Below are 22,023 nucleotides of genomic sequence, written 5' to 3'. Positions count from 1 at the left end.
CACATTCGATCGAGTTCCATTGTTGGAATGCAGTCGACTGTGGGAGCGGGCTTGCTCGCGAAGAGGCCCTCAGGAGCACCGAAAATCAGGCAGCGAGCAACCAAACCCCGGTCGCCGCCGAAGCCGCACCCGCCACCCGCACCAACGGCGCAGCCGCCGCCGGCAGGAAACGCACCACGGCATAACCGGCAGCATGCAAAACCGCCGTCGCACCCACAAACCCTATGGCATACGCCCAAGGGCTGGACATGTCCGGCAGCTCCAAACCATGGGCCACGCCATGGAACAGTGCAAACAGCGCCGTCGCCGCCACCGCCACGAACAACGGCGGCCGCACCGCCAGCGCTACCGCCAGGCCCAGCGCCAGCACCGACGCGGCAATCCCGCTTTCCAGCGCCGGCAGTTCCAGCCCTTCAAAGCCCAGCATCCCGCCGATCAGCATGGTGCCGACAAACGTGCACGGCAGCGCCCAGCGCGCCGAGCCTTTTTGTTGAGCGGCCCACAGGCCCACGGCGACCATTGCCAGCAAGTGGTCGATGCCGCCCAGCGGGTGGCTGATACCGGCTACCAGGCCGTTGTCGCCATGGCCGGGGTGGGCGAAGGCGAGGGCGGGAGTGAGCAGCAAGGCTGCGGCAGCGAGAAGTGTATTGAGGCGCATGGACAGGCTCCTTGTGGGGGTTGATCAGGCTGCGGTCAGCAAGCCCTGGCGTTCGATGAAGGCGACGATTTCTTCCAGGCCGACGCCGGTTTTCTGATTGCTGAAGACGAAAGGTTTACCGCCGCGCATGCGCTGGGTATCGCTGTTCATCAGCTCCAGGGATGCGCCTACCAGCGGCGCCAGGTCGATCTTGTTGATCACCAGCAGGTCGGATTTGCAGATTCCCGGCCCGCCTTTGCGCGGCAGCTTGTCGCCGGCCGACACATCGATCACGTAGATGGTCAGGTCCGACAGTTCCGGGCTGAAGGTGGCCGACAGGTTGTCGCCGCCGGATTCCACCAGGATCAGGTCCAGGCCGGGAAAGCGACGGTTCAACTGGTCTACTGCTTCGAGGTTGATGGAGGCGTCTTCGCGAATCGCGGTGTGGGGGCAGCCGCCGGTTTCCACACCGATGATGCGCTCGGGCGCCAGGGCCTGGTTGCGCACCAGGAAGTCGGCGTCTTCGCGGGTGTAGATATCGTTGGTGACCACCGCCAGGTTGTAGCGATCACGCAGGGCCAGGCACAGGGCCAGGGTCAGGGCGGTCTTGCCGGAGCCGACCGGGCCGCCGATGCCGACGCGCAGGGGTTGGGTGTTCATGTGATTCTCCAAGATAAAGTGCCCTAGGAACGGAACAGGCGGCTGTACTGGCGCTCATGGGCCATGCACGCCAGGGACAGGCCAAACGCGGCGCTGCCGTAGTGATTGGGGTCAAGCTGGCTGGCGTCCTGCTGGGCTTGTTGCAGCAGCGGCAGCAGTTCGCTGGTCAGGCGCTGGGCGGCTTGTTGGCCCAGAGGCAGCGTCTTCATCAGCACCGCCAATTGGTTTTCCAGCCAACTCCACAACCAGGCGGCCAGGGCGTCATCCGGGCTGATCTGCCAGGCGCGGGCGGCCAGGGCCCAGCCCAGGGCCAGGTGCGGTTCGGAGCGCTGTGCCAGGAATTCTCGGGCGGCGTCATCCAGCTCCGGTAAACCGTTCAATAGCTGGTGCAGGGAATAGCCCATCTGCCGGCTTTCCTGATACAGCTCGCGGGTTTCACGGCTGGCGCGGTGTTCCTCGCACAACTGCGCGAGGCGCGACCAGTCCTGTTCGGCCGCGGCCTGGCAGTGGGCGAGCAGCAGTGGCGCTTCGAAGCGCGCCAGGTTGAGCAACAGTTGATCGCTGATCCAGCGCCCGGCACTTGCCGGGTCGGTCACGCGGGCTTGCTCCACGGCCATTTCCAGGCCCTGGGAATAGCTGTAGCCACCAATCGGCAGCTGCGGACTGGCCAGACGCAACAGCGCCCAGGCTGGGTTCATAGGCGTACGCCGAACTGGTGAAGCTTGGGCGGGTAGTTGAAGTCTTCGTCGCCATGGCGGGAGTGGTGGTGGCCGCCGCCATAGGCGCCGTGTTCCGGCTGGAAGGGGGCCTCGATGGTCTCGGTCGTCGCGCCCAACTGATCGAGCATGGCCTTGAGCACGTAGTCATCGAGCAGGCGCAGCCAACCGTCACCCACTTGCAGCGCCACGTGGCGGTTGCCCAGGTGATAGGCGGCGCGGGTCAGTTCAAAGGCATTGCCGCAGGTGACGTGCAGCAGTTGTTCAGGCCGGGCGCACACGCGTACGACACGTCCGTCTTCAGCCTGTAGGAATTCGCCATCGTGCAGCGGCGGTTGGCCGCGCTCCAGAAACAGGCCGACGTCTTCTCCGTCGGCACTGAAACAGCGCAGGCGGCTTTTGCTGCGGGCTTCGAAATTCAGCAGCAACTCTGCGGCCCAGACGGGTTGGGGGGCGATTCGGCGGTGGATCACCAGCATCAGAAAGCTTCCAGCTATGAGCGATAAGCAAGCTAGAGCAAGGGTCTTGCCAACCACGCGGGGAGTAGGAATTCCCTGTAGGCAGGCGACTTGTGCCACCTGATGGCGCAGGAAATTATTCCAAAATGTTTCATTTTGGTGCGTGGTTGGATTTATAGCACCGGATCCGGGCGCTCGGCGTTGAATTCCATTGCTTGGTGCATGAAATTTCTTTCATCTTTTATGAGTTTTGATTGCTTGGGACTTTTCCTACGCACTTGCAGGATTTGCCGTGCGTTGCGTTACGCGCTGTTTCATTAGGATTCCGCTCCGTATTTAATCTTCAGCGGTTTCCACCATGTACAAGTCATTTTTCTGTTTACTCATTGTCAGTTTGTCGCTCGCCATTTCATCTGCTTCGGCCAATCTTCAGCGTGCCCCGGCATTCGCGCCGCCACCTACTATCGACAACGTGATCGACCGCGCCCACGAGCTGTTGGGCACGCCCTATAAATTGGGCGGCGCTTCGGTGAAGCAGGGCTTCGATTGCAGCAGCTTCCTGGTGTACCTGTTCAAGACCGAAGCCAACATTCATCTGCCTCGCACCACCTCGGCGATGCACCGCTCAACCGCGGCCACGGTCAAGCGCAATGCGTTGCAACCGGGTGATGCGGTGTTTTTCAGGGGCAATGGGCGCGGCCAGGTCAGCCACGTTGGTCTCTATATAGGAGAGGGCAAGTTCATCCACTCGCCACGCACGGGTAAAAGCGTGCGCATCGACTCACTGGCCAACAGCTATTGGAACCGGAACTACACCACCGCCAAGCGTTTTCACACCGTGCGCTGAGTTATTCGGTGCTGCCCAGGCCTTGCCAATGCTTGAGACCGATAAAGATGAAACGCAGCTGCTGGGTGATCTTGGCTTGTGGCGTGAGGTGCGCAGGCAGCGCTTCGGCGGGCGGGTCGATAATGTCGGGCAGGGTGGCGAACACGCTCTTGACGATCAGGTCGGCCATCACGTGCAGGCCGTCGGCATCCAGGTGCTGGAGCTTGGGCATCAGGGTCAGGTCGGCGGCGAGGTCGCTGGCGATGTCCTCACGCAGGGCACCAATGGCTTGGCGAACGGCGAGGCTGCCACCGTATTGCTCGCGGGCCAGGAACAGGAATTGCGAACGGTTGGCGGCGACCACATCCAGGAAAATCCGTACCGAGGCATCAATGATGCCGCCCATCACGAATTCGTTGTGGCGCACCAGGCGAATCGTCGCGCGAAAGGTCTGGCCGACTTCACTGACCAATACCAGGCCCAACTGATCCATATCGGCAAAGTGACGGTAGAAACCGGTGGGCACGATGCCGGCGGTCTTGGCCACTTCACGCAGGCTGAGGCTGCCGAACCCACGGCCACACTCCATCAGATGGCGGGCTGCGTCCATCAGGGCGAGTCGGGTCTGTTGCTTCTGTTCGGCGCGGGGCAGCATTGGCAGGCGGGCTTTGTGGACAAGGACAGCGACGCACTCTAGCAAATCAGCTTTGCCAGCGTCGAACTTCAAAAGGGAGAAGGGCGTTGCGGTTCACACAAAGTCAAAGCCCGATCGGCTGATCGGGCTTTTTTCCAGGGCCAGCACGGGCTTAGCTCTGTGCTTGATGCAGTTCTGCCAGACGGTCAGCACCGCCTTCCACTACGCCGTCAGCATAAGCGCGTTTGTTGGCGCGGCTCGAACCATCTTCAACCAGGCCTTTCTGTTCCAGGCGATCACGACCACCTTCGGCAACAGCGTTGCGTTCCATCAGGCGATCAGCGCCACCTTCAACCAGGCCTTTCTGTTCCAGACGATCACGGCCACCTTCAGCAACGCCTTCGGTGTAAGCACGTTTGTTGGCTTGTTCCGAACCGTTTTCAGTGATGCTGCCGTTGTAGTCGGTGTTGTTCTTGTCCGAAGCGCCGCTGCGAGCCAGGGTTTGGCTGAAGTGGGAAGCGTCGGCTTTTACTTGTGGGGTTGCCTGTTCAGCAGCTGGCAGGGCAAATGCGCTGGTGGCCAGGAGGGAAAGTGCAAAGCTTGCGAGTATTTGGCGTTTCATGATGGGTTGCTCCTTGGGAGGGCGATAAATTGGGTACAGGGCTAATGCTACTCTTGATAAGTCGATATAAAAGTTCATAAACACAATGGTAATAATCAACAGAATTGATTGTTCCCTGCGAAGGCTCTATCTCGCAGGTCTCAAGCCCGCGCTTTTGCACCGAGGTGGGTATTTTCGACACGAACGTGGGTAACAACGGTGCGTCGTTGATGATTGAAACTGTCTGGTTGGTCAGGAAAGGCGGTTTTTATGAGGAATTCATCAATGGGGTTAAACCCCCGCGCCGTTTGTCAGTCGTAGCCATATAAGCTGTAGTCAAAACGCGCGCCGCAAAGCGCCCGCTCAGTCGTAACCTGGAGTCCTGTGCAATGACGCGCACTCGTAAAATTCTCGCCTGGAGCTGCGCCAGCTTCGTTTTGTTAATCGCCATTGTGGTGTTGGTCCTGGTGTTCTTTGACTGGAACCGGATCAAGCCGCCCCTCAACGCCAAGGTCTCCGAAGAGCTGCATCGACCGTTTGCCATCAATGGCAACCTGGCAGTGGTGTGGCAGCGCGAGCCCGATGAGGGTCGCTGGCGCGCCTGGATTCCGTGGCCCCATGTGATTGCCGAAGACCTGACCCTGGGCAATCCCGACTGGTCGAAAGCCCCGCAGATGGTCACCCTCAAGCGCGTGGAGTTGCGCATCTCGCCCCTGGCGTTGCTGGCCCAGCGCGTGGTGATCCCGCGTATCGACCTCACCGAACCGAGTGCGCAGTTGCAGCGCCTGGCCGATGGCCGCGCCAACTGGACCTTCAAGTTCGACCCCAAGGACCCGAATGCCGAACCGTCCAACTGGGTGGTGGACATCGGCGCCATCGGCTTCGACAAAGGCCATGTGACCCTCGACGACCAGACTCTCCAGACCCAGCTCGACGTCGTGATCGACCTGCTCGGCAAGCCGATCCCCTTCGGCGAGATCGTCGGCGATGCCGACGCCAGGAAAGCCCTGGAAAAAGGCTCGGCGCCGCAGGATTACGCGTTCGGCCTCAAGGTCAAGGGCCAATACCACGGCCAGAAACTCGATGGCACCGGCAAGATCGGTGGCCTGCTGGCCTTGCAGGACGCGGCCAAGCCGTTCCCGCTGCAAGCCCAGGCCAGGATCGGCGACACCAGCATCGCGCTGGCCGGCACCCTGACCGACCCGATGAACCTCGGCGCCCTTGACCTGCGCCTCAAACTCTCCGGCAGCAGCCTGGGCAACCTGTACCCGCTGACCGGCGTGACCTTGCCGGATTCGCCGGCCTATTCCACCGACGGCCACCTGATCGCCAAGCTGCATGAGGCCAGTGGCGCGTCGTTCCAGTATGAAAACTTCAACGGCAAGATCGGCAACAGCGACATCCACGGCAACCTCGGCTACGTCGCCAGCCAGCCGCGGCCCAAGCTCACCGGGGCGCTGGTCTCCAACCAGCTGTTGATGACCGACCTGGCGCCGCTGATCGGTGCCGACTCCAACGCCAAGCAAAAAGCCCGTGGCGGCGAAAGCAAGCAGCCGGCGACCAAGGTGCTGCCGGTGGAAGAGTTCCGCACCGAGCGCTGGCGCGACATGGATGCCGACGTTGAATTCACCGGCAAGCGCATCGTCCACAGTGCCGAATTGCCGTTCACCGATCTCTACACTCACCTGGTGCTGAACGACGGGCAGTTGAGCCTGGAGCCCCTGCGTTTCGGTGTGGCCGGTGGCAAGCTCGACGCGCAGATTCGTCTCAACGGGCGCACCACGCCGATGGAAGGCCAGGCCAGACTCACCGCGCGCAACTTCAAGCTCAAGCAGTTGTTCCCGACCTTCGAGCCGATGAAAACCAGCTTCGGTGAGCTCAACGGCGACGCGGACATTTCCGGGCGCGGCAACTCCGTCGCGGCATTGCTTGGCACGTCGAATGGCGATCTGAAGATGTTGATCAACGACGGCGCCATCAGCCGCGGACTGATGGAAATCGCCGGGCTCAACGTCGGCAACTACGTGGTCGGCCGCCTGTTTGGCGACAAGGAAGTGAAGATCAACTGTGCGGCCGCAGACTTCGGCATCAAGTCGGGCCTGGCGACGACTCGCCTGTTTGTGTTCGATACCGAGAACGCGATCATCTACATCGATGGCACCGCGAACATGGCCAGCGAGCAGCTTGATCTGACCATTACCCCGGAGTCCAAAGGCTTCCGCCTGTTTTCCCTGCGCTCGCCGTTGTACGTCAACGGGCCGTTTATCAAACCGAATGCTGGGGTGAAGGCGGTGCCGCTGATGCTGCGTGGTGCGGGCATGGTTGCCTTGGGTGTGATTGCCGGGCCGGCGGCGGGTTTGCTGGCGCTGGTGGCACCGAGCGGCGATGAGCCGAACCAGTGTGCGCCGCTGCTGCAACAGATGAAGGAAGGCAAGGCACCTAAAACAGTGAAAGGCTAGCTGACAAAACCGTGAACCAAATGTGGGAGCGGGCTTGCTCGCGAAGGCGGTGGATCAGTCAAGAATGTTCCGACTGACCCACCGCCTTCGCGAGCAAGCCCGCTCCCACATGGGTTTTGCGGTGTTAGCTGTGTTAGTTACAGGTCCTTCAGAATATCCGCCATGTCGTCGGCGTGTTCTTCTTCCTGGGCCAGGATGTCTTCGAAGATCCGGCGAGTGGTCGGGTCTTTGTCACCGATGTACTGGATGATTTCGCGATAGCTGTCTACCGCGATGCGCTCGGCCACCAGGTCTTCGTAGACCATCTCCTTCAGCGTATTGCCGGCCACGTACTGCGCGTGGGAATTCTTCGACAGCAGGTCGGGGTTGAACTCCGGCTCGCCACCCAACTGCACGATACGCTCGGCCAACTTGTCGGCGTGTTCGGCTTCCTGGGTGGCGTGCTCGAGGAACTCCTCGGCGGCGACATGCGCCTTGACGCCATTGGCCATGAAGTAGTGGCGCTTGTAGCGCAGCACGCACACCAGCTCGGTGGCCAGCGATTCGTTGAGCAGACGCAGGATTTCCTGGCGGTCGGCGTCATAACCTTCGGTCACGGCACCGTTTTCGACGTTCTTGCGGGCGCGGTCACGTAAAGTGGCTACGTCAGACAAATGTGAGTCAGTCATCTCATTCTCCTGGTACTAATCCGGTTTTGCGCCACGCTCTGCCGGCGTGATCGCTCCAAGTTGTGAGTCCCAGGCAACGCAAAAAGTTTTATCGGATTTTACAGAGCGTGCCCCGACAGCCGCGCTTCCTCCTGCAACCACTCAAAAAACGCCCGGACCGGCGGGTGCCGTTCCCGTCCCGGTACGCACAGAGCGCTGTAGCCGGCGCCGTTGACGCGGACCTGTGGCCGGTAAGGCACCAGCAACCCGCTGGCGACGCTTTCCGAGACCAGGATATTGCTCGCCAGCACCAGGCCCTGGCCGGCGATGGCCGCTTGCAGGGCGTAGTGTTCTTCGTCGTATTCGCGCAGCGGCGAAGCGGATTGCAACCAATCTTCCCCGGCCTTTTCGCACCATGCCTGCCAGCCCAGGGCGTACAGCCTGGAGTTGTGCCAGCGCACGCTGATCAGGGTCGGGGTGCGCTCGCGCGCCAGGGCGACTTGTTCGGGGGAGCCATACACGGCGAAACATTCGTCGAACAGGCACAAACCGTACAGGTTCGTGTAGTCGTCGATGCTGTAGCGGATCACCAGGTCGACGCTGGCATCCTGCTGTAAATCGACCACGGCGCAGTTGGTGTCCAGGCGCAGGCTGATATCCGGATGGGCGGCATAGAAGCGCCCGAGTCGCGGCACCAGCCACAGAGCGGCAAACGCCGGCGTAGTGGAGAGCGTGAGATTGCTGGCGCTGCGTTGCGGGCGCAGGGTGTCGACGCTTTGCGCGACGTCCAGCAAGGCGCCGTGCAGGCTGTGGAACAAACGCTCGCCGCGTTCCGTCAGGCGCACCTGGCGCGGCAGGCGCTCGAACAGTGGCACGCCGAGCCAGGTTTCCAGCGAGCGAATCTGATGGGACACCGCCGTCGGCGTGACCGACAACTCCTGGGCGGCGGCCTTGAAGCTCAACAGGCGCGAGGCCGATTCAAAGGCGCGCAGGGCGGTCAGGGGCAGCGAAGCAAACATGTGTGGCTCCATGGATGAATTCAGTTCATCCAAAACAACTATTGCTCATTTGTGAGGGTGGCCGCTCGGCTCTAGATTTATGCGCAACAGAGGCAGCCATTCAGGTTGCCTGAGTCTAGCGTGTGAAGGCCTACAGATGAAAAAAATGCTTGCGATCCATTCCAGTCCCCGCGGCGAACGTTCCCACTCCCGGCGCCTTGCCGAGGTGTTCCTGGCCGCCTGGCACACCGCCAATCCCGACGCGCAGTTGACCCGCCGCGAAGTGGGCCGGGCGTCTATCCCCCACGTCAGCGAAGCGTTCATTGCCGCCAGCTTCCACCCGGAGCCGCAGGCGATGCCGTTGTCCATGCACGCCGATTTGCAACTGAGCAATGAGCTGGTAGCCGAGCTCGTCGAGCACGAACTGCTGGTGATTTCCGTACCGATGTACAACTTCGGGATTCCCAGCGGCCTCAAGGCCTGGATCGACCAGATCGTGCGCATGGGCCTCACCGTGGATATCACCCAGGACAGCCAGGGTATCGCCCAGTACCAGCCGTTATTGTTGGGCAAAAAGGCCTTGATCATCACCAGTCGCGGCGGCAGCGGCTTTGGCCCGGGCGGGGAAAACGAGGCGATGAACCACGCCGATCCGCACCTGCGGACCGCGTTGGGGTTCATCGGCATTGAAGACGTCACGGTGATCGCCGCAGAAGGCGAAGAGTCCGATCCGAGCGTTTTCCGCCGTTCCTGCGATGCAGTCGAGGGGCAACTGCGCGACCTGGCCGGGAGCTTCTGAAGTGTCGTGGCTGTTCCTGCTGATCGCCGCCGGCTTTGAGGTGACCTTCGCCATGGGCATGAAGTACGCCGACGGCTTCACCCGGCTGTGGCCGTCGCTGGTCACCGTCGTCGCGGCCGTGGGCGGGATCTACTTCCTGACCCTGGCCATGCGTGAGTTGCCGGTGAGCGTGGCCTACCCGATCTGGACCGCCATTGGCTCACTGGGCACGGTGTTTCTCGGGTTCGCGCTGCTGGGGGAGAGCCTGACGCTGATCAAGCTGGTGTCGGTGGGCTTGATCGTCGCCGGAGTGGTGGGGCTCAAGTAGCTTCCTGCGCGCTGACATTGCTGCGAACCGGCGTCGTCCAGCGCTCCGACAAAATCACCCCGCCCAGGGTCAGCAAGCCGCCCACCAGGTGATACAGCGCCAGTTGCTCCTTCAACACCACTGCGGCAATCAACGCGGTGATCAGCGGCAGCAGGTTGAAAAACAGCGTGGTGCGGCTTGGGCCGAGGGTCTTCACCGAATGCATCCAGGCCAGCGGCGCGAGCATCGAGGCCAGCAGGCAGGCGTACAGCACCAGCGGGATATTCGACCAGCCAAGGCCGGCCTTGTCGGAGAGCAGGAACAGCGGAAACAACACCACCACCGCCACCAGCACCTGCAGGTACAGCAAAACCAGTGGCGGCAAGCGCAGCTGCCATTTTTTCAGCAGGGTGCTGTAGACCGCGTAGGCGAGGGTGGCCACCAGCATCATCGCGTCACCCATATTCAGCCCGTGTTGCAGCAGGGCGCTGAGACTACCGGCGGAAACCACCACTACCACGCCGGCAAACGACAGCACGGCACCGGTCAGGGCGCCGAACGTCAGGCGCTGGCCAAGGCTGATGATTGCGGCGGTAAGAGCCATCAGTGGCATCAGCGAGAGGATAATGCCCATGTTGGTGGCCGAGGTCAGGTTCGCGGCGTAATACGCCAGGCTCTGGTACACCGCCATGCCCAGCACGCCGAGGATGAAGACCTTGCCCAGGTTGGGACGAATCAGCGGCCAGTTGGCGATGACGGGTTTGAGCATGAACGGGGTAAACAGCAGGCCGGCCAGCAGCCAGCGGTAAAAACCGATCTCGGCAGGGAAAATCGTCCCCACCGCGAGTTTGTTGACCACGGTATTGCCGGCCCAGATAAAAATGGCCAGTAACGGATAAGCGTATTGCATCGAAAAGAACCAATTGCGTCTATGAGCGGTGATTATCCTTTGTCTGGATCGAAGCCTATACTTCGATCCAGCCATCCGACCTTTGTATCCAGACAACATGCTCAAGAAGTACATCAACCTTCCCGATTTTGACCAGTTGCCGGCCCCGGTGTATTTCCGTTATTCGGAATTCGAGGCTGACACCCATGCCAGTGCGCACCAGCATGCCTGGGGTTCCCTGGACTACTCGGCCCGTGGCGTGATGCGCTTTGAAGTGGCCGGCAGTCGCTTTATGTCGCCGCCGCAATATGCGGTATGGATCCCACCCAACACCCAGCACAGTTCCTACAACGCCCAGGCGATCGTTTACCGCTCGGTGTACCTGGCGCCCACGCTGTGCGAACAATTGCCAGCGCAGCCTTGCACCCTGGCCATCAGCGATATCCTCAAGGCGATCCTCAGTGATTTCGCCGAGCGTGATGTCAACATTCCCGAGAACGAAGCCGACGTGCGCCTGGCCCAGGTGCTGGTAGACCAACTCAGGCAGGCGCCGGTGCACGATTGTTTCCTGCCGTATGCCAGCCATCCCGGGTTGCTCAGTGTGCTGGAGGGCATGCAGGCCGACCCTGGCGATAACCGCGCGCTGGCCCAGTGGGCGCAGCAGGTGCATGTCAGTGAGCGCACCCTGGCGCGGCAATTTGTGCGTGAGCTGGGGATGAGCTTCGGCGAATGGCGCCAACGCCTGCGGTTCCTGGCGTCGATCGAGGCGCTGGACAGCGCGCGCAGTGTCCAGGAAGTTGCGTTTGACCTGGGCTACAGCACAGCCTCGGCGTTTATCGCGATGTTCCAGCGCCAGGCCGGCTGCACGCCGGAGCAGTATCGCCGGACCCATATACGCGGCAGGAAGGTGTAACAGGGTTTGACTACACTGCTGGGGAGGCCGTGCCCCTCGGCACGGTAACAGGGAGAAAACTCCATGAAGATGCTGCGTATTCCGCTGTTGATGATGGGCCTGCTGCTGTGTTCCCAAGGCTTTGCCGCGACTGCCGCACAGACGGCTCAGCAACAAAAAATGACTACTTGCAACGCCGAAGCCAAGACCAGTGGCAAGACCGGTGATGATCGCAAGGCGTTCATGAGCAACTGCCTCAAGGCGGCCCCGGCGGCCAACGACGCCAAGACCCTGACCCCCCAGCAACAGAAGATGAAAGATTGCAACGCCACCGCGAAAACCCAGGCGCTGACCGGCGATGCGCGTAAAACCTTTATGAGCACCTGCCTGAAGAAATAATGATGCAGAACTCTGTGGGCGCTGGCTTGCCTAAGATTGCGACCTGACAGTCGATGCCTTTGTTGGCTGACCCACCGCCATCGCAGGCAAGCCAGCTCCCACATTGGACCGCGTTTAGACTTCTCGCTTGATTCACCCAACGCTGGCAGACTGCCCATCCTTTAACGCCGTTCGTTTTGAGGCTGTATGCCAACGTTTTCTCAGCGTCACGTGTTGTTGTTGGTCAGTTGCGTGCTGATTTTTGGCGGGCTGCTGCTGGTTTTGCCATTGAAGTTGCTGCCGAGCCTGCTGGCCGGGCTGCTGGTGTATGAGCTGGTCAACATGCTCACCCCGCAGTTGCAGCGGTTGATCGAAGGCCGGCGTGCGCGCTGGTTGGCGGTAGCCTTGCTGGGAACCTTGATCGTCAGCATCCTGACCCTGATCTTTGCCGGGGCCATCAGCTTCCTGCTGCACGAAGCGGAAAACCCGGGGGCCTCCCTCGATAAGTTCATGGGCGTGGTCGATCGTGCCCGCGGCCAGTTGCCGCCGTTCCTCGACGCCTACCTGCCGGCCAGCGCCGCCGAGTTCCGCGTGGCCATCGGCGAATGGCTGAGCAAACACCTCAGCGAACTGCAACTGGTGGGCAAAGACGCCGCGCACATGTTCGTGACCTTGTTGATCGGCATGGTGCTGGGGGCGATCATCGCCCTGCAACGGGTGCCGGACCTGACCAAGCGCAAACCCCTGGCGGCCGCGCTGTTTGATCGCCTGCACCTGCTGGTCCAGGCCTTTCGCAACATCGTTTTCGCGCAGATCAAGATCGCCGCGCTGAACACCGCGTTCACCGCGATCTTCCTCGCGGTGGTGCTGCCGTTGTGCGGGATCCACCTGCCGCTGACCAAGACCCTGATCGTGCTGACGTTCCTGCTGGGCCTGCTGCCGGTGATCGGCAACCTGATGTCCAACACCCTGATCACCATCGTGGCCTTGTCGCTGTCGATCTGGGTGGCGGTGGCGGCGTTGGGCTACCTGATCGTGATCCACAAGGTCGAGTACTTCCTCAACGCGCGGATCGTCGGTGGGCAGATCAGTGCCAAGTCGTGGGAATTGTTGTTGGCGATGCTGGTGTTCGAAGCCGCCTTCGGCCTGCCGGGGGTGGTGGCGGGGCCGATTTATTATGCGTACTTGAAGAGTGAGTTGAAGCTGGCGGGGATGGTTTAGCATTGATGTTGCCTGGACTGGCCCCTTCGCGAGCAAGCCCGCTCCCACATTTGACCGAGTTCCAACTTTGGAATGCAGCCGAATGTGGGAGCGGGCTTGCTCGCGAAGGGCGCGCCACGGTTTCAGCTAAAACTCAGTAGCCGTAGCGCTTGCTGGCCTCAATCGCCAGACCACTGCCAATACTGCCAAAGATGTTCCCTTCCACATGCTGCGCATTCGGCAGCATCGCCGAGATGCTGTGGCGCAGCGCCGGAATCCCGCTGGAACCCCCGGTAAAGAACACCGTGTCCACCTGGGCCACGTCCACCGAGGCGTCGTTGAGCAGTTGCGTCACCGCATTGCGCACCCGCTCCAGCAAGCCATCGATGGCCGACTCGAACAGCGCCCGGCTCAATTCCACGCTCAACCCCGGCTCGACCCGGTCCAGCAGCACATGGCGGCTGTCCTGTTGGGTCAGTTGGATCTTGGTTTCTTCCACTTCCATCGCCAGCCAGTGCCCGGCGCGCTGTTCGATCAGGTTGAACAGGCGGTCGATGCCACCCGTGTCCTCGATGTCGTAGCGCATGCTGCCCAGCGCCAGCTTGGATTTCTGCGAGTACACCGAGTTGATGGTGTGCCAGGTCGCCAGGTTCATGTGGTGGCTGGTGGGCATATAAGCGCCGCTCTTCATGCGGCTGCCGTAGCCGAACAGCGGCATCATGCCGGCCAGCGAGAGCTGCTTGTCGAAGTCGGTACCGCCGATGTGCACACCGCCGGTGGCGAGGATGTCGTCGTGGCGGTTGTCGATCTGGCGGCGCTCGGGCGACAGGCGCACCAGGGAGAAGTCGGAGGTACCCCCGCCGATGTCGACAATCAGCACCAGCTCTTCTTTCTCGATGGTGGACTCGTAGTCGAAGGCCGCGGCAATCGGTTCGTACTGGAACGAGATGTCCTTGAAGCCGATCTTGCGGGCCACGTCCACCAGGGTGTTCTCGGCTTCCTGGTCGGCCATCGGGTCGTCGTCGACGAAAAATACCGGACGGCCCAGCACCACTTCTTCGAACTCACGCCCGGCGGTGGTCTCGGCGCGGCTCTTGAGTTGGCCGATAAACAGCGCCAGCAGGTCGGTGAACGGCATGGCCGTGCCCAATACACTGGTGTCGTGCTTGATCAGCTTGGAACCCAGCAGGCTCTTGAGCGAGCGCATCAGCCGGCCTTCGTAGTTTTCCAGGTACTCGTGCAGGGCCAGGCGACCGTACACCGGGCGGCGCTCTTCGAAGTTGAAGAACACCACCGACGGCAGCGTGATCTTGTCGTCCTCCAGCGCGATAAGCGTTTCCATGCCGGGACGAATCCAGCCGACGGTGGAGTTGGACGTGCCGAAGTCGATACCGCAGGCACGGGCTGGGGATGGGTTTTTCATGTCAATCGGGTTCCGGTTGAAAAACGGCCGCGCAGTGTATGCCACCCGCGTGCAGATGCGTAGGCCGACTATCCGCTAAATACAACGGACTTGTTACCTTGAAAGCCCGGCCTTTGCCCCCAAATCCTCCCCATACGGTTGGTGGCTGCAGGATTCTGCCCGCAGCGCCGATAAACTTCTGACGCACCCTTCGGTCACAAGATTGAGATCGGTCAATCCAGACGCCGCAAACAGGCGCATGCTGTGACGCTGGCAGTGCGATATCGATAATGGATGGTGATGCCCCCGATGGACTTCAAAGACTATTACAAGATTCTCGGTGTAGAACCCACCGCTGACGACAAGGCGATCAAGGCCGCCTATCGCAAGCTGGCGCGCAAATATCACCCGGACGTGAGCAAGGAAAAGGACGCTGAAGCCAAGTTCAAGGACGCGTCCGAAGCCTATGAAGCGCTGAAAAGTGCCGACAAGCGCGCCGAATACGACGATCTGCGCAAATACGGCCAGCATGGCCAGCCGTTCCAGGGCCCGCCAGGTTGGCAGAGCCGTGGTGGCTATGGCGGCGGTGGCCAGGACACCGGCGACTTCTCGGACTTCTTCAGCTCGATCTTCGGTTCGCGCGGCAATGGTTTTGGTGGTGCCCAGGGCCGCAGTGCCGGGCGTCGAGGGCAAGATGTGGAAATGGAACTGCCGGTCTTCCTCGAAGAGACCCTGTCCAACGAGTCCAAGCAGGTCAACTTCCAGGTGCCGCAATACAACGCGGCCGGCCAGCACGTCAGCAACACCACCAAGAGCCTGAACGTGAAGATCCCGGCCGGTGTGGCCGACGGCGAGCGCATCCGCCTCAAGGGCCAGGGCGCGCCTGGGATTGGCGGTGGTGCCAATGGTGATCTGTACTTGATCATCAAGTTCGCGCCACACCCTAAATTCGATGTGGAAGGTGAGAACCTGATCATCACCCTGCCACTGGCCCCGTGGGAGCTGGCGTTGGGCACGGAAGTGGCGGTGCCGACCCTCACCGGCAAGATCAACCTCAAGGTGCCGGCCGGCAGCCAGAACGGCCAGCGCATGCGCGCCAAGGGCCATGGCTTGTTGAACAAGGCCGGGCAGCGCGGTTACCTGTTTGTGCAACTCAAGGCGGTGATGCCGAAAAACACCGACGACGAGGTCAAGGCGTTGTGGCAGGAACTGGCACAAAAAGCCGCCTTCGATCCAAGAGAATCATGGAGTAGCTAACGATGAGCAGTCCCCGTTTGGTTCAAGTGAACATGGCAGAATTCTGTGAGGCCACCGACCTGTCGGTGGCCTACGTGATCGAAATCGTCGAGCACGGCATCGTTGAACCGGTGGGGACCAGTCCCGAGTCCTGGCGCTTCACCGATTACGAACTGGCCCTGGCCAAGCGCGCCTCGGCGCTGCAAAAGGACCTGGAGCTGGAATGGGAAGGCGTCGCCCTGGCGCTCGACCTGCTGGAAGAGGTCCAGCAACTGCGGGCCGAGAACCAGATGCTCAAGCAACGGCTGGGGCGGTTGGTGCAAACGCCCTGAATCCATCAGGTGATGCTGCAGCGCGCCTTGCACGGCACCCAGTCGCGCAGGGTCAGCAAGCGAACCAGCTGCGCCTCGTCCACGGCCAGTTGCAGTTGCACATTTTCAGCCTGGGTTGCGTATGCCTCATCACTGAGGGCGCCGGCATCGTGTTCCTCGGATAACGCATTCAAGCGCACGTCATGGGGCTCCCTCAGGACTCTGAACTCATCGTCATAATGGTTGCGAATAAAGGCCTGCCAGAATTCGCGGCCTAACAGCGACTGTACGAGCTTCTTGGAGTTGTCCAGTTTTTCTATTGTGATGGCGGCATTATTCAGGATCTGCGGCGCTACCTGTCCCGTTGCGAGGTAGCGGGCATCGTTGGGCTGACCGGGCAGGCTGAGGCGGCGGGCCAGGCCCATGCGATAGGCCAGGCGAATTTCAATATCTTCCAGTTTTTCCAGGGCGGCGACTTTTTGTTCAGGGGTCATGGTCGACGTGCGAATCATGCCTTCTCGAACCCGAATGTCTGCGCTGGCTAATTTTTCCACCTCGTCCAGGCGAAAAAGACCTTTGGCCAACGTGTAGAGTGCCGGTCCCGCCTCGCCATCGGCGGCATAGCGCGTGGCTTGCCACGTCAGCACCTTGGTCTCCATGTCACTGAACACCAGGGCCGACCGATCGCCGCAGCGCGGGTCACCCGCCAGGTTGAACAGCTCTTCACGCAAGCCATCGTCCCGGGCCGCATCGAGCAATTGCCACAGGCGCGATTGCAGGTCGGTATAGCGGCTGCGGTACTCCGCCGATTCTTTGAGGTTGTCGAGGATGTCGAGGAAGATCTGCGAACCGGGTTTCTCGGCAATCGACTCCCACAGGCTGCGTCGTACGTCGATTTCCTCGGGTGACAGACCATCCATCCAGTGCTGGTATGCCGGCTCCGGTGTGTCGTCCACGATCTGTTCTTGAGGCGCGTGAACCTCGACTGTAGCGGGCTGTGGCGCCCGATAACGCATCGCGCCGGGCTGCCGGCCCGCTGCTGCCTCGCGGTGGAGCAAGGTTGCATTGCTCCAATACTCGACCAACTGCCTGCGGGCTTCGGTGCTCAGCGGGTTGCCGTCGATAAAGGTGACGTTGTTGACGTAGATGAATGCCTCGGCCTCCTCGGGCAGCGGGTTGACCAGGGACTCGGGCAACTGCGTGATGCGGTTCTGCGCCAGGTTAACGATGTCCAACGCCTGATGTGGCCCCAAGCCCTGCGGCCACTCGGTGATCCCGGTGTTTTTCAAATTCACCCTACGCAGGTTCGGCAGGGTTGCGAAGTTGGGGGTACGCGCCAGGGGGTTGCGGCTCAGATTGATGATCTTGAGTGAGGTGAGCCCCTCCAGCAGATCCACGTCGGCCTCGCTCAGGGAAAGTTGGTTGCTCCTGAGGTCCAGGCGGGTAAGCCGAATCATCCGGGCAACGCTGGGCGGGATTGAACGCAACTCTCCGTACGACAGGTCGAGCCAACGGGTGTGACTGAAGTGGCCGAGAAACTCATCCAGGCCGTATACGGATTGCATGTCCTGAAGCTTGATTGACCCAACGTGGCTGAAATCTGCTTCCAGCGCAGGCAAGTCGCCGACTCTCAAGCCGAGTGCTTCAAGGGTGTAGCCGGCGGGAGAACCATCTTGGGCCAGCACTTTGGGAGTCATGCGCCGCCAGCACGCCTTGAGGTCTCGAGCGAATTGCTGGCGATGGTTGGCATCCCCTGCACGCAGGTTTTCGCTGTCGGCAGCCACCAGGAACCGTTGTGTGGCCCAGGCGTTCAGTTGGGTGCTCAAGGTTTGCCACTCGCCTTCCAGGCGCGTCAGTTCAGCCGGCGCCCCGTCGCCTGCGTGCAATACGAATTGCTCGTTTTCCTCCTCGCTGTAGCCGGGAAACAGGTCCCTTATCCGCCGCATTTCGTCGGTGTGGCTCAAGGGTACTTCGAAGGCGCCAGGCTGGCCGCCGTTGCGCCAGCCCGGGCGAGTTTGTGCCAGGCGAGCGATGTACGCCCGCATCTGCTGATTGGCTTGCGGGGTGAATGGGTTGTCACGCAGGCGGGTCATGCGGTTGAGACGGATGCTGGCTTCCACGTTTTCGGGGGCTGGGTTGAGCAGGCTGTCGGGCACCGCGCTCAGGTGATTGCCGGACAGGTCGACTTCTCTCAGCTCCGGCAGTTCCAGCAGGCCTGTGGGCCACTGATTGATCCGGGTGTCACGCAGCTCCAGCTTGCGCAGTCGTAGCAGCGGGCTGAAATCCGGCAGGGTGCCCAAGGGGTTGTCGTTCAGGCACAGTTCTTCCAGGCGGCTCAGGCCGGCCAGTTGGCCGGCGCTGATTTCGCTCAGGCGGATGGCATTTTTCGACAGGTCCAGGTGCGTCAGCGCCTTTATGGCCGTGATTGCTTCGGGCAGTTCGGTCAGCGTGTGGCGTCCGATACCGCCGACTTGTTTGAGGGTCAAACGTTTCAGATTGGGGAAGTTGCCAAGGAACTGCCCGGGGCCGTCGGTGAAGCTCACGTAGTCGAGAACCAACTCCTCGACATGGCCAAAATCGGCGTTGAGTTTGGGCAGGTTCACCTGGGCGCTGATTTCCAGTCGGCGCCCGGTGTATGCCCCGGCACGGTCCACGGTCTGTCGGCGCCAGCAGTCTCTTAACGCATCGGCCACTGACTGCTCCCGGCCTCCCGGGTTTACCTCAAATGGACGCCGGCTCGTATCTTCTCGGGCACTGCGTTTCACCCAGTCCTTGAGTGCGCGTTTGAGGGCGGCGTATTGGTCTTCCCGGCGCGTCAACTCAGTGCGCGCATCGCTCCCGAGGGTCTCGATGAAGGCTGTGGCCTGCTCGTCGCTGAACCCCGGATACAGCTTGCGCACCCGCGTATGGGTGCTGCGCAATTGAGTGAGTTTGTGCAGCGGGGAGCCGCCCCGCAGGCGCAGGTCTCCTGCCAAGGGTTTGCGCAGCAACGGGTATTCCAGCAGCACCGAGCGCAGCTCGTCCCGGGCCAATGGCGTTTGACGCACCCGTTGCTTCAAGGTGCCGGCGTCCCGTGCGGCTTCGCCAAGTGCTCGACGCTGGCCCTGTTCAAGACGTGCCAGAACGGCGCCATACAGGTCGGTGGCGCCGAACGCTCCGTCTTCACCCATCGCCAGCACCAACGGCAGTGCGTCGGCCTCTGGGCCGACGGCGTCGATCAGTGGCCCCTGTTCGCTGCCCAAGCGGATTTCCACCCGCAGGCTCGGGTCCCAACCCGGCAAGCTGGGCAGGGTATGCAGGGCCAAGCGCAGGCTGTCCTGGCTCTGCAGGGTGTCGAGGAACAAGCCTTCATAGGCCCGCGCAATGCGCACTTGCTGCTGGCTTTCGCGCGCCAGGGCGGTGAGCCTTGGTGACAACTGCTGATGGCCACTCAGCGCAGTTAAATCCGCGTCCGTGGCGGTTTCCAGCAACTGCCTGGCAACCTCCGCCGGCAGGCCGGAAAACCTGTCAATGAGCTGCTGTACCGGGGGCGAGCGGGTCAGGTTATGGGCGCGATAATCCGCGTCGAACAGCGAGGTCCGACTGTCCCGGGCGGCCTGGGCAACTTCCCGGCGCCACAGCATCGTCTGTTCGTCCAGCACCCGGGGAGTCGGGTCGAGGACCGCCGGATAGGTCAAGCCTCGGTGCGCCACCACGCGCTCGGTGATCGCCGGGTCGGCCAGCGCATAATCCAGCGGGTCGTCACTGCCCATCTTCTCGATAAACGTCTCGATCCGCTGATGGATGCCAAAGCGCGCCAGGCTGTCACTCAACAGGGCGGGCGGCGGTTGCAGGTCCACATGCAGTTGGCGCAGTTGATCGGCGCGAGTGCCACTGGCCAGGCGTGCCTGTTCCAGTTGTGCGTCGCTCAAGCCCCGGGTGCGACAACCCAGGCGGCGCATCAGCGCCGGGCCGTCCCAGGTCAGCGGTTCTTCGCCTTCATGCAGCCAGGCACCTGCGCCGTTATGCGCCACCTGCGGGGCATAAGCGTCGGAGCGTGTGGGGTGTTGTATGCGATAGGTGTCGCCGTCGGGCTCGGGTTTGACGGCATACAGGTGATCGTCGAGGGGCAGCAGCGGCTGCTGGTCGTGGCTGTGCAAGCCCAGGTCATCAAACGTGGCGTCCTTGGGCAATACGACGGGGCTGCGATAAGGCGTAAGGTCCGGCTTCCACAGCCGTAGCTCGCCACCTGGCAAACGCACCGGCTTGAGCTCCTGTACCAACGCGGGTGTAGGCGGTGCCGCGAGTTTTTGCAGGCCTTTCCCCGCACCGGCCAACAGCGCCATGGCGGCCAGGTTTTGCGCGACGTCGAACCAGTGCGCCTTGGCCGTGTCCCGGTCGCCTTCGCCCCAGTCGATCACGCCTTCGAAGGTTTCGTAGAGCAATTGGCCCGCCATGGCGGCCAGCATGATTTCGCCGAGCACCGGGACGAACGCCAGTCCCAGGCCGAGCACGGTAGCGCCGGCCTCCAGCCAACGGGCGATTTTTTGCCCGCGCACCCGGGCGTCGACATCGGCGGTGGGCACTGCCTGGTCGCGCGCATCGCCGAGGGCCTTGTCGCGGCCATGCTCAAACAGGTTGGCCCACAGGTCGACGTTGTCAGCCCACAGGCCCTGTCTTGAGACCACCATCAGGTACAGGTCGGGAGCGCCCGTCTTCACCACCCTGCAGCCGGCTTTCGGGGGCGGAAGCGACTGGGGCATGACCGTCGTAGTCAATACCGGGAAGGCCAGTTGCAGCATTGTCTGGGTCACCGGCGAACGCGCTACTGCGTCGACGGCGGCGGTGGAGTCCGCAGCGGGTTCGGTAAACCGGTTGAAGAACGCCGGCTTGTCATGCTCATTGAGAAACTGGCTGAAAAAATGCTGGTAGCTCGTGGGCGTCGGGCGGTTGTTATTGCCGGATTCGCTTGGCGCTTTGTCGCGCGCCACCCACTGGCGGTTCAGTTCGGTTTTCAGCGCATCAAGGCTGTTGTAGCGCTTGAGCGGGTGCTCCGGATCGTGAGGCAGGTAGACGATGAAGTCGGTGGCATAGCGATATTTTTCCACCGGTGTAAACACCACGCTCCCCATGAGCGCGCGGTCCATCACGCTCAGGCAACTGAACCACACCGGCTTGCCGCCCAGCGTCGGGTTGCGTTCGCCGTCGACCACCTTGAGCACCATGGTGAAGTCATCCGGGAGAATGTCCTGCTTGAGCAGCGCCAGGTACGCCGCAGCCCTGAGGGCATCCTTCTGGCTGGTGATCACGGCGTCGCGCAACCGGGTGGCGGCCGTCTCGTCGGTGGGCAGTAATGTTTCCTTGAGGTGCGCCTGGTAGCGGGCACCCACGTCCAGCGTACGGCACAGCCTGATAAAGGCGGGTACGGTCAGCGCCGGGCTGATCCTGGGAGAGGCGCCTTCCCGGTCCGGGTATTGGGTGAACCCGGAGGCAGGATCGAATGCGCCGTCTTCACCTTCACTGGCTTCAAAGTTATGCAGGGCAGCCTGCACCAGCGACACCTCCAGTACTTTGTATTCGCCGGCCTTGATCCCCAGGGTGCCGAGCCTCAGCGGCTCATACAAACGAAGAGAGGTGCCTTCGACATCCACGGTGAGGTTGAATTGTTCTTTCAGCGCGCCGTTGAGCAGGCCTATGGCGAAGGGCTTGAGTGCCTGGACGTTGGCCAGGTGTTTATCCACCGCGTGTTGGGATTTGAAACTGGTTTCATTGAACGCCTTCAAGGTTCTTCGCTGCAGCGGCGACAAGCTGTCCATCCACTGCGCCTGTTCGAGCCTGGCCTGTTTCAACACTTCTATGCGGTGGGCCGGCGCCTGTACCAGCCAGTCCGGAATGGCCTGGCGAATGAACGCACTGTTGTCGTCGGAAGATGAGAGGGGAGTAACGGAGGGGGCATCCTGCATGGGGGCATTCCTTTGGGTAAGCAAAGGAAAAAGGCTACTGAAAACCGCTGTG

20 protein-coding genes are annotated in these 22,023 nt (G+C 61.7%); 9 read left to right on the top strand and 11 right to left on the bottom strand.

The window, feature by feature from the left end; all coding sequences use genetic code 11:
- Window positions 1–85: 85 nt before the first annotated feature.
- The 4 genes from HX815_RS17675 to ureE are packed head-to-tail and all read right to left on the bottom strand — an operon-like array spanning window position 86 to window position 2,492.
- Window positions 86–658: a HupE/UreJ family protein gene (locus HX815_RS17675; protein WP_087692463.1), complete on the bottom strand. Its 573-nt coding sequence runs from the start codon at window positions 656–658 to the stop codon at window positions 86–88.
- A 24-nt stretch (window positions 659–682) separates the two neighbouring features.
- Entirely contained in the window at window positions 683–1,297 is a 615-nt protein-coding gene (ureG, locus tag HX815_RS17670; RefSeq protein WP_003217431.1) for an urease accessory protein UreG, read from the bottom strand.
- 23 nt (window positions 1,298–1,320) lie between these two features.
- Complete coding sequence (locus tag HX815_RS17665) at window positions 1,321–1,995, bottom strand: urease accessory protein UreF (protein WP_102604261.1); 675 nt, start codon at window positions 1,993–1,995, stop codon at window positions 1,321–1,323.
- Window positions 1,992–2,492: an urease accessory protein UreE gene (gene ureE / locus HX815_RS17660; RefSeq protein ID WP_008439076.1), complete on the bottom strand. Its 501-nt coding sequence runs from the start codon at window positions 2,490–2,492 to the stop codon at window positions 1,992–1,994. The genes HX815_RS17665 and ureE overlap by 4 nt, the downstream gene beginning before the upstream one ends.
- Before the next feature lie 337 nt (window positions 2,493–2,829).
- Here ureE and HX815_RS17655 point away from each other — a divergent pair, with 337 nt between their 5' ends.
- Window positions 2,830–3,318, top strand: coding sequence for a C40 family peptidase (locus HX815_RS17655; RefSeq protein ID WP_003217425.1), 489 nt, complete (start codon window positions 2,830–2,832; stop codon window positions 3,316–3,318).
- Between the two features lies 1 nt (window position 3,319).
- Here the strand turns inward: HX815_RS17655 and HX815_RS17650 are convergent, their stop codons facing one another.
- Together HX815_RS17650 and HX815_RS17645 are read right to left on the bottom strand one after the other, a co-directional pair.
- Entirely contained in the window at window positions 3,320–3,952 is a 633-nt protein-coding gene (locus HX815_RS17650; protein WP_003217423.1) for a TetR family transcriptional regulator, read from the bottom strand.
- Between the two features lie 151 nt (window positions 3,953–4,103).
- Window positions 4,104–4,553, bottom strand: a complete 450-nt coding sequence (locus tag HX815_RS17645) for a hypothetical protein (protein ID WP_003217421.1) — start codon at window positions 4,551–4,553, stop codon at window positions 4,104–4,106.
- 368 nt (window positions 4,554–4,921) lie between these two features.
- Between HX815_RS17645 and HX815_RS17640 the strand changes: the two genes are divergently transcribed.
- Window positions 4,922–6,991, top strand: a complete 2,070-nt coding sequence (locus HX815_RS17640) for an AsmA family protein (protein WP_177028641.1) — start codon at window positions 4,922–4,924, stop codon at window positions 6,989–6,991.
- A gap of 137 nt (window positions 6,992–7,128) precedes the next feature.
- On the opposite strand, the gene HX815_RS17635 is transcribed toward HX815_RS17640, so the two are convergent.
- Together HX815_RS17635 and HX815_RS17630 are read right to left on the bottom strand one after the other, a co-directional pair.
- Window positions 7,129–7,659: a bacterioferritin gene (locus HX815_RS17635; protein WP_003217418.1), complete on the bottom strand. Its 531-nt coding sequence runs from the start codon at window positions 7,657–7,659 to the stop codon at window positions 7,129–7,131.
- Window positions 7,660–7,757: 98 nt separating this feature from the next.
- Window positions 7,758–8,669, bottom strand: a complete 912-nt coding sequence (locus HX815_RS17630) for a LysR substrate-binding domain-containing protein (protein WP_177022489.1) — start codon at window positions 8,667–8,669, stop codon at window positions 7,758–7,760.
- A gap of 124 nt (window positions 8,670–8,793) precedes the next feature.
- Between HX815_RS17630 and HX815_RS17625 the strand changes: the two genes are divergently transcribed.
- Both HX815_RS17625 and HX815_RS17620 read left to right on the top strand, forming a co-directional pair.
- Window positions 8,794–9,435, top strand: a complete 642-nt coding sequence (locus HX815_RS17625; RefSeq protein ID WP_102367993.1) for an FMN-dependent NADH-azoreductase — start codon at window positions 8,794–8,796, stop codon at window positions 9,433–9,435.
- A gap of 1 nt (window position 9,436) precedes the next feature.
- Complete coding sequence (locus tag HX815_RS17620) at window positions 9,437–9,742, top strand: multidrug efflux SMR transporter (protein WP_003217412.1); 306 nt, start codon at window positions 9,437–9,439, stop codon at window positions 9,740–9,742.
- On the opposite strand, the gene HX815_RS17615 is transcribed toward HX815_RS17620, so the two are convergent.
- On the bottom strand, window positions 9,735–10,631 hold the full coding sequence (locus HX815_RS17615; protein ID WP_177028640.1) for a DMT family transporter: 897 nt from the start codon (window positions 10,629–10,631) through the stop codon (window positions 9,735–9,737). The two genes, HX815_RS17620 and HX815_RS17615, sit on opposite strands and share 8 nt — an antisense overlap.
- 97 nt (window positions 10,632–10,728) lie before the next feature.
- Between HX815_RS17615 and HX815_RS17610 the strand changes: the two genes are divergently transcribed.
- The 3 genes from HX815_RS17610 to HX815_RS17600 all read left to right on the top strand — a co-directional run bounded on the left by HX815_RS17610 (window position 10,729) and on the right by HX815_RS17600 (window position 13,101).
- Window positions 10,729–11,523, top strand: a complete 795-nt coding sequence (locus tag HX815_RS17610; protein WP_087693123.1) for a helix-turn-helix transcriptional regulator — start codon at window positions 10,729–10,731, stop codon at window positions 11,521–11,523.
- Between the two features lie 63 nt (window positions 11,524–11,586).
- Window positions 11,587–11,901 (top strand): PsiF family protein, encoded by a 315-nt coding sequence (locus HX815_RS17605; protein ID WP_003217404.1) that lies wholly within the window; start codon window positions 11,587–11,589, stop codon window positions 11,899–11,901.
- A gap of 186 nt (window positions 11,902–12,087) precedes the next feature.
- Window positions 12,088–13,101: an AI-2E family transporter gene (locus tag HX815_RS17600; RefSeq protein ID WP_003217402.1), complete on the top strand. Its 1,014-nt coding sequence runs from the start codon at window positions 12,088–12,090 to the stop codon at window positions 13,099–13,101.
- Window positions 13,102–13,234: 133 nt separating this feature from the next.
- On the opposite strand, the gene HX815_RS17595 is transcribed toward HX815_RS17600, so the two are convergent.
- A complete protein-coding gene (locus HX815_RS17595; protein WP_102605727.1) occupies window positions 13,235–14,503 on the bottom strand; it encodes an Hsp70 family protein in 1,269 nt (422 codons plus the stop codon).
- 288 nt (window positions 14,504–14,791) lie between these two features.
- Here HX815_RS17595 and HX815_RS17590 point away from each other — a divergent pair, with 288 nt between their 5' ends.
- Window positions 14,792–15,739 (top strand): DnaJ C-terminal domain-containing protein, encoded by a 948-nt coding sequence (locus HX815_RS17590; protein ID WP_008439071.1) that lies wholly within the window; start codon window positions 14,792–14,794, stop codon window positions 15,737–15,739.
- A gap of 2 nt (window positions 15,740–15,741) precedes the next feature.
- A complete protein-coding gene (locus HX815_RS17585; RefSeq protein ID WP_003217397.1) occupies window positions 15,742–16,050 on the top strand; it encodes a chaperone modulator CbpM in 309 nt (102 codons plus the stop codon).
- 5 nt (window positions 16,051–16,055) lie between these two features.
- Here the strand turns inward: HX815_RS17585 and HX815_RS17580 are convergent, their stop codons facing one another.
- Entirely contained in the window at window positions 16,056–21,971 is a 5,916-nt protein-coding gene (locus HX815_RS17580; RefSeq protein WP_177028639.1) for an NEL-type E3 ubiquitin ligase domain-containing protein, read from the bottom strand.
- Window positions 21,972–22,023 lie beyond the last annotated feature (52 nt).

The sequence above is a fragment of the Pseudomonas sp. E6002 genome (assembly GCF_013385565.1).
Classification (GTDB): Bacteria; Pseudomonadota; Gammaproteobacteria; order Pseudomonadales; family Pseudomonadaceae; genus Aquipseudomonas.
Note: the sequence above shows the minus strand (reverse complement) of the source record. Positions and strands in the feature narration are given on the sequence as shown.

Excerpts from the sequence above, each read along its gene's own strand:
- HX815_RS17650 (WP_003217423.1), bottom strand. The coding sequence starts at position 3,952 with ATGCTGCCCCGCGCCGAACAGAAGCAACAGACCCGACTCGCCCTGATG.
- HX815_RS17675 (WP_087692463.1), bottom strand. The coding sequence starts at position 658 with ATGCGCCTCAATACACTTCTCGCTGCCGCAGCCTTGCTGCTCACTCCC.
- HX815_RS17600 (WP_003217402.1), top strand. The coding sequence starts at position 12,088 with ATGCCAACGTTTTCTCAGCGTCACGTGTTGTTGTTGGTCAGTTGCGTG.
- HX815_RS17630 (WP_177022489.1), bottom strand. The coding sequence starts at position 8,669 with ATGGAGCCACACATGTTTGCTTCGCTGCCCCTGACCGCCCTGCGCGCC.
- HX815_RS17610 (WP_087693123.1), top strand. The coding sequence starts at position 10,729 with ATGCTCAAGAAGTACATCAACCTTCCCGATTTTGACCAGTTGCCGGCC.
- HX815_RS17580 (WP_177028639.1), bottom strand. The coding sequence starts at position 21,971 with ATGCAGGATGCCCCCTCCGTTACTCCCCTCTCATCTTCCGACGACAAC.
- HX815_RS17605 (WP_003217404.1), top strand. The coding sequence starts at position 11,587 with ATGAAGATGCTGCGTATTCCGCTGTTGATGATGGGCCTGCTGCTGTGT.
- HX815_RS17635 (WP_003217418.1), bottom strand. The coding sequence starts at position 7,659 with ATGACTGACTCACATTTGTCTGACGTAGCCACTTTACGTGACCGCGCC.
- ureE (WP_008439076.1), bottom strand. The coding sequence starts at position 2,492 with ATGCTGGTGATCCACCGCCGAATCGCCCCCCAACCCGTCTGGGCCGCA.
- HX815_RS17625 (WP_102367993.1), top strand. The coding sequence starts at position 8,794 with ATGAAAAAAATGCTTGCGATCCATTCCAGTCCCCGCGGCGAACGTTCC.
- ureG (WP_003217431.1), bottom strand. The coding sequence starts at position 1,297 with ATGAACACCCAACCCCTGCGCGTCGGCATCGGCGGCCCGGTCGGCTCC.
- HX815_RS17595 (WP_102605727.1), bottom strand. The coding sequence starts at position 14,503 with ATGAAAAACCCATCCCCAGCCCGTGCCTGCGGTATCGACTTCGGCACG.
- HX815_RS17590 (WP_008439071.1), top strand. The coding sequence starts at position 14,792 with ATGGACTTCAAAGACTATTACAAGATTCTCGGTGTAGAACCCACCGCT.
- HX815_RS17665 (WP_102604261.1), bottom strand. The coding sequence starts at position 1,995 with ATGAACCCAGCCTGGGCGCTGTTGCGTCTGGCCAGTCCGCAGCTGCCG.
- HX815_RS17585 (WP_003217397.1), top strand. The coding sequence starts at position 15,742 with ATGAGCAGTCCCCGTTTGGTTCAAGTGAACATGGCAGAATTCTGTGAG.
- HX815_RS17645 (WP_003217421.1), bottom strand. The coding sequence starts at position 4,553 with ATGAAACGCCAAATACTCGCAAGCTTTGCACTTTCCCTCCTGGCCACC.
- HX815_RS17615 (WP_177028640.1), bottom strand. The coding sequence starts at position 10,631 with ATGCAATACGCTTATCCGTTACTGGCCATTTTTATCTGGGCCGGCAAT.
- HX815_RS17655 (WP_003217425.1), top strand. The coding sequence starts at position 2,830 with ATGTACAAGTCATTTTTCTGTTTACTCATTGTCAGTTTGTCGCTCGCC.
- HX815_RS17640 (WP_177028641.1), top strand. The coding sequence starts at position 4,922 with ATGACGCGCACTCGTAAAATTCTCGCCTGGAGCTGCGCCAGCTTCGTT.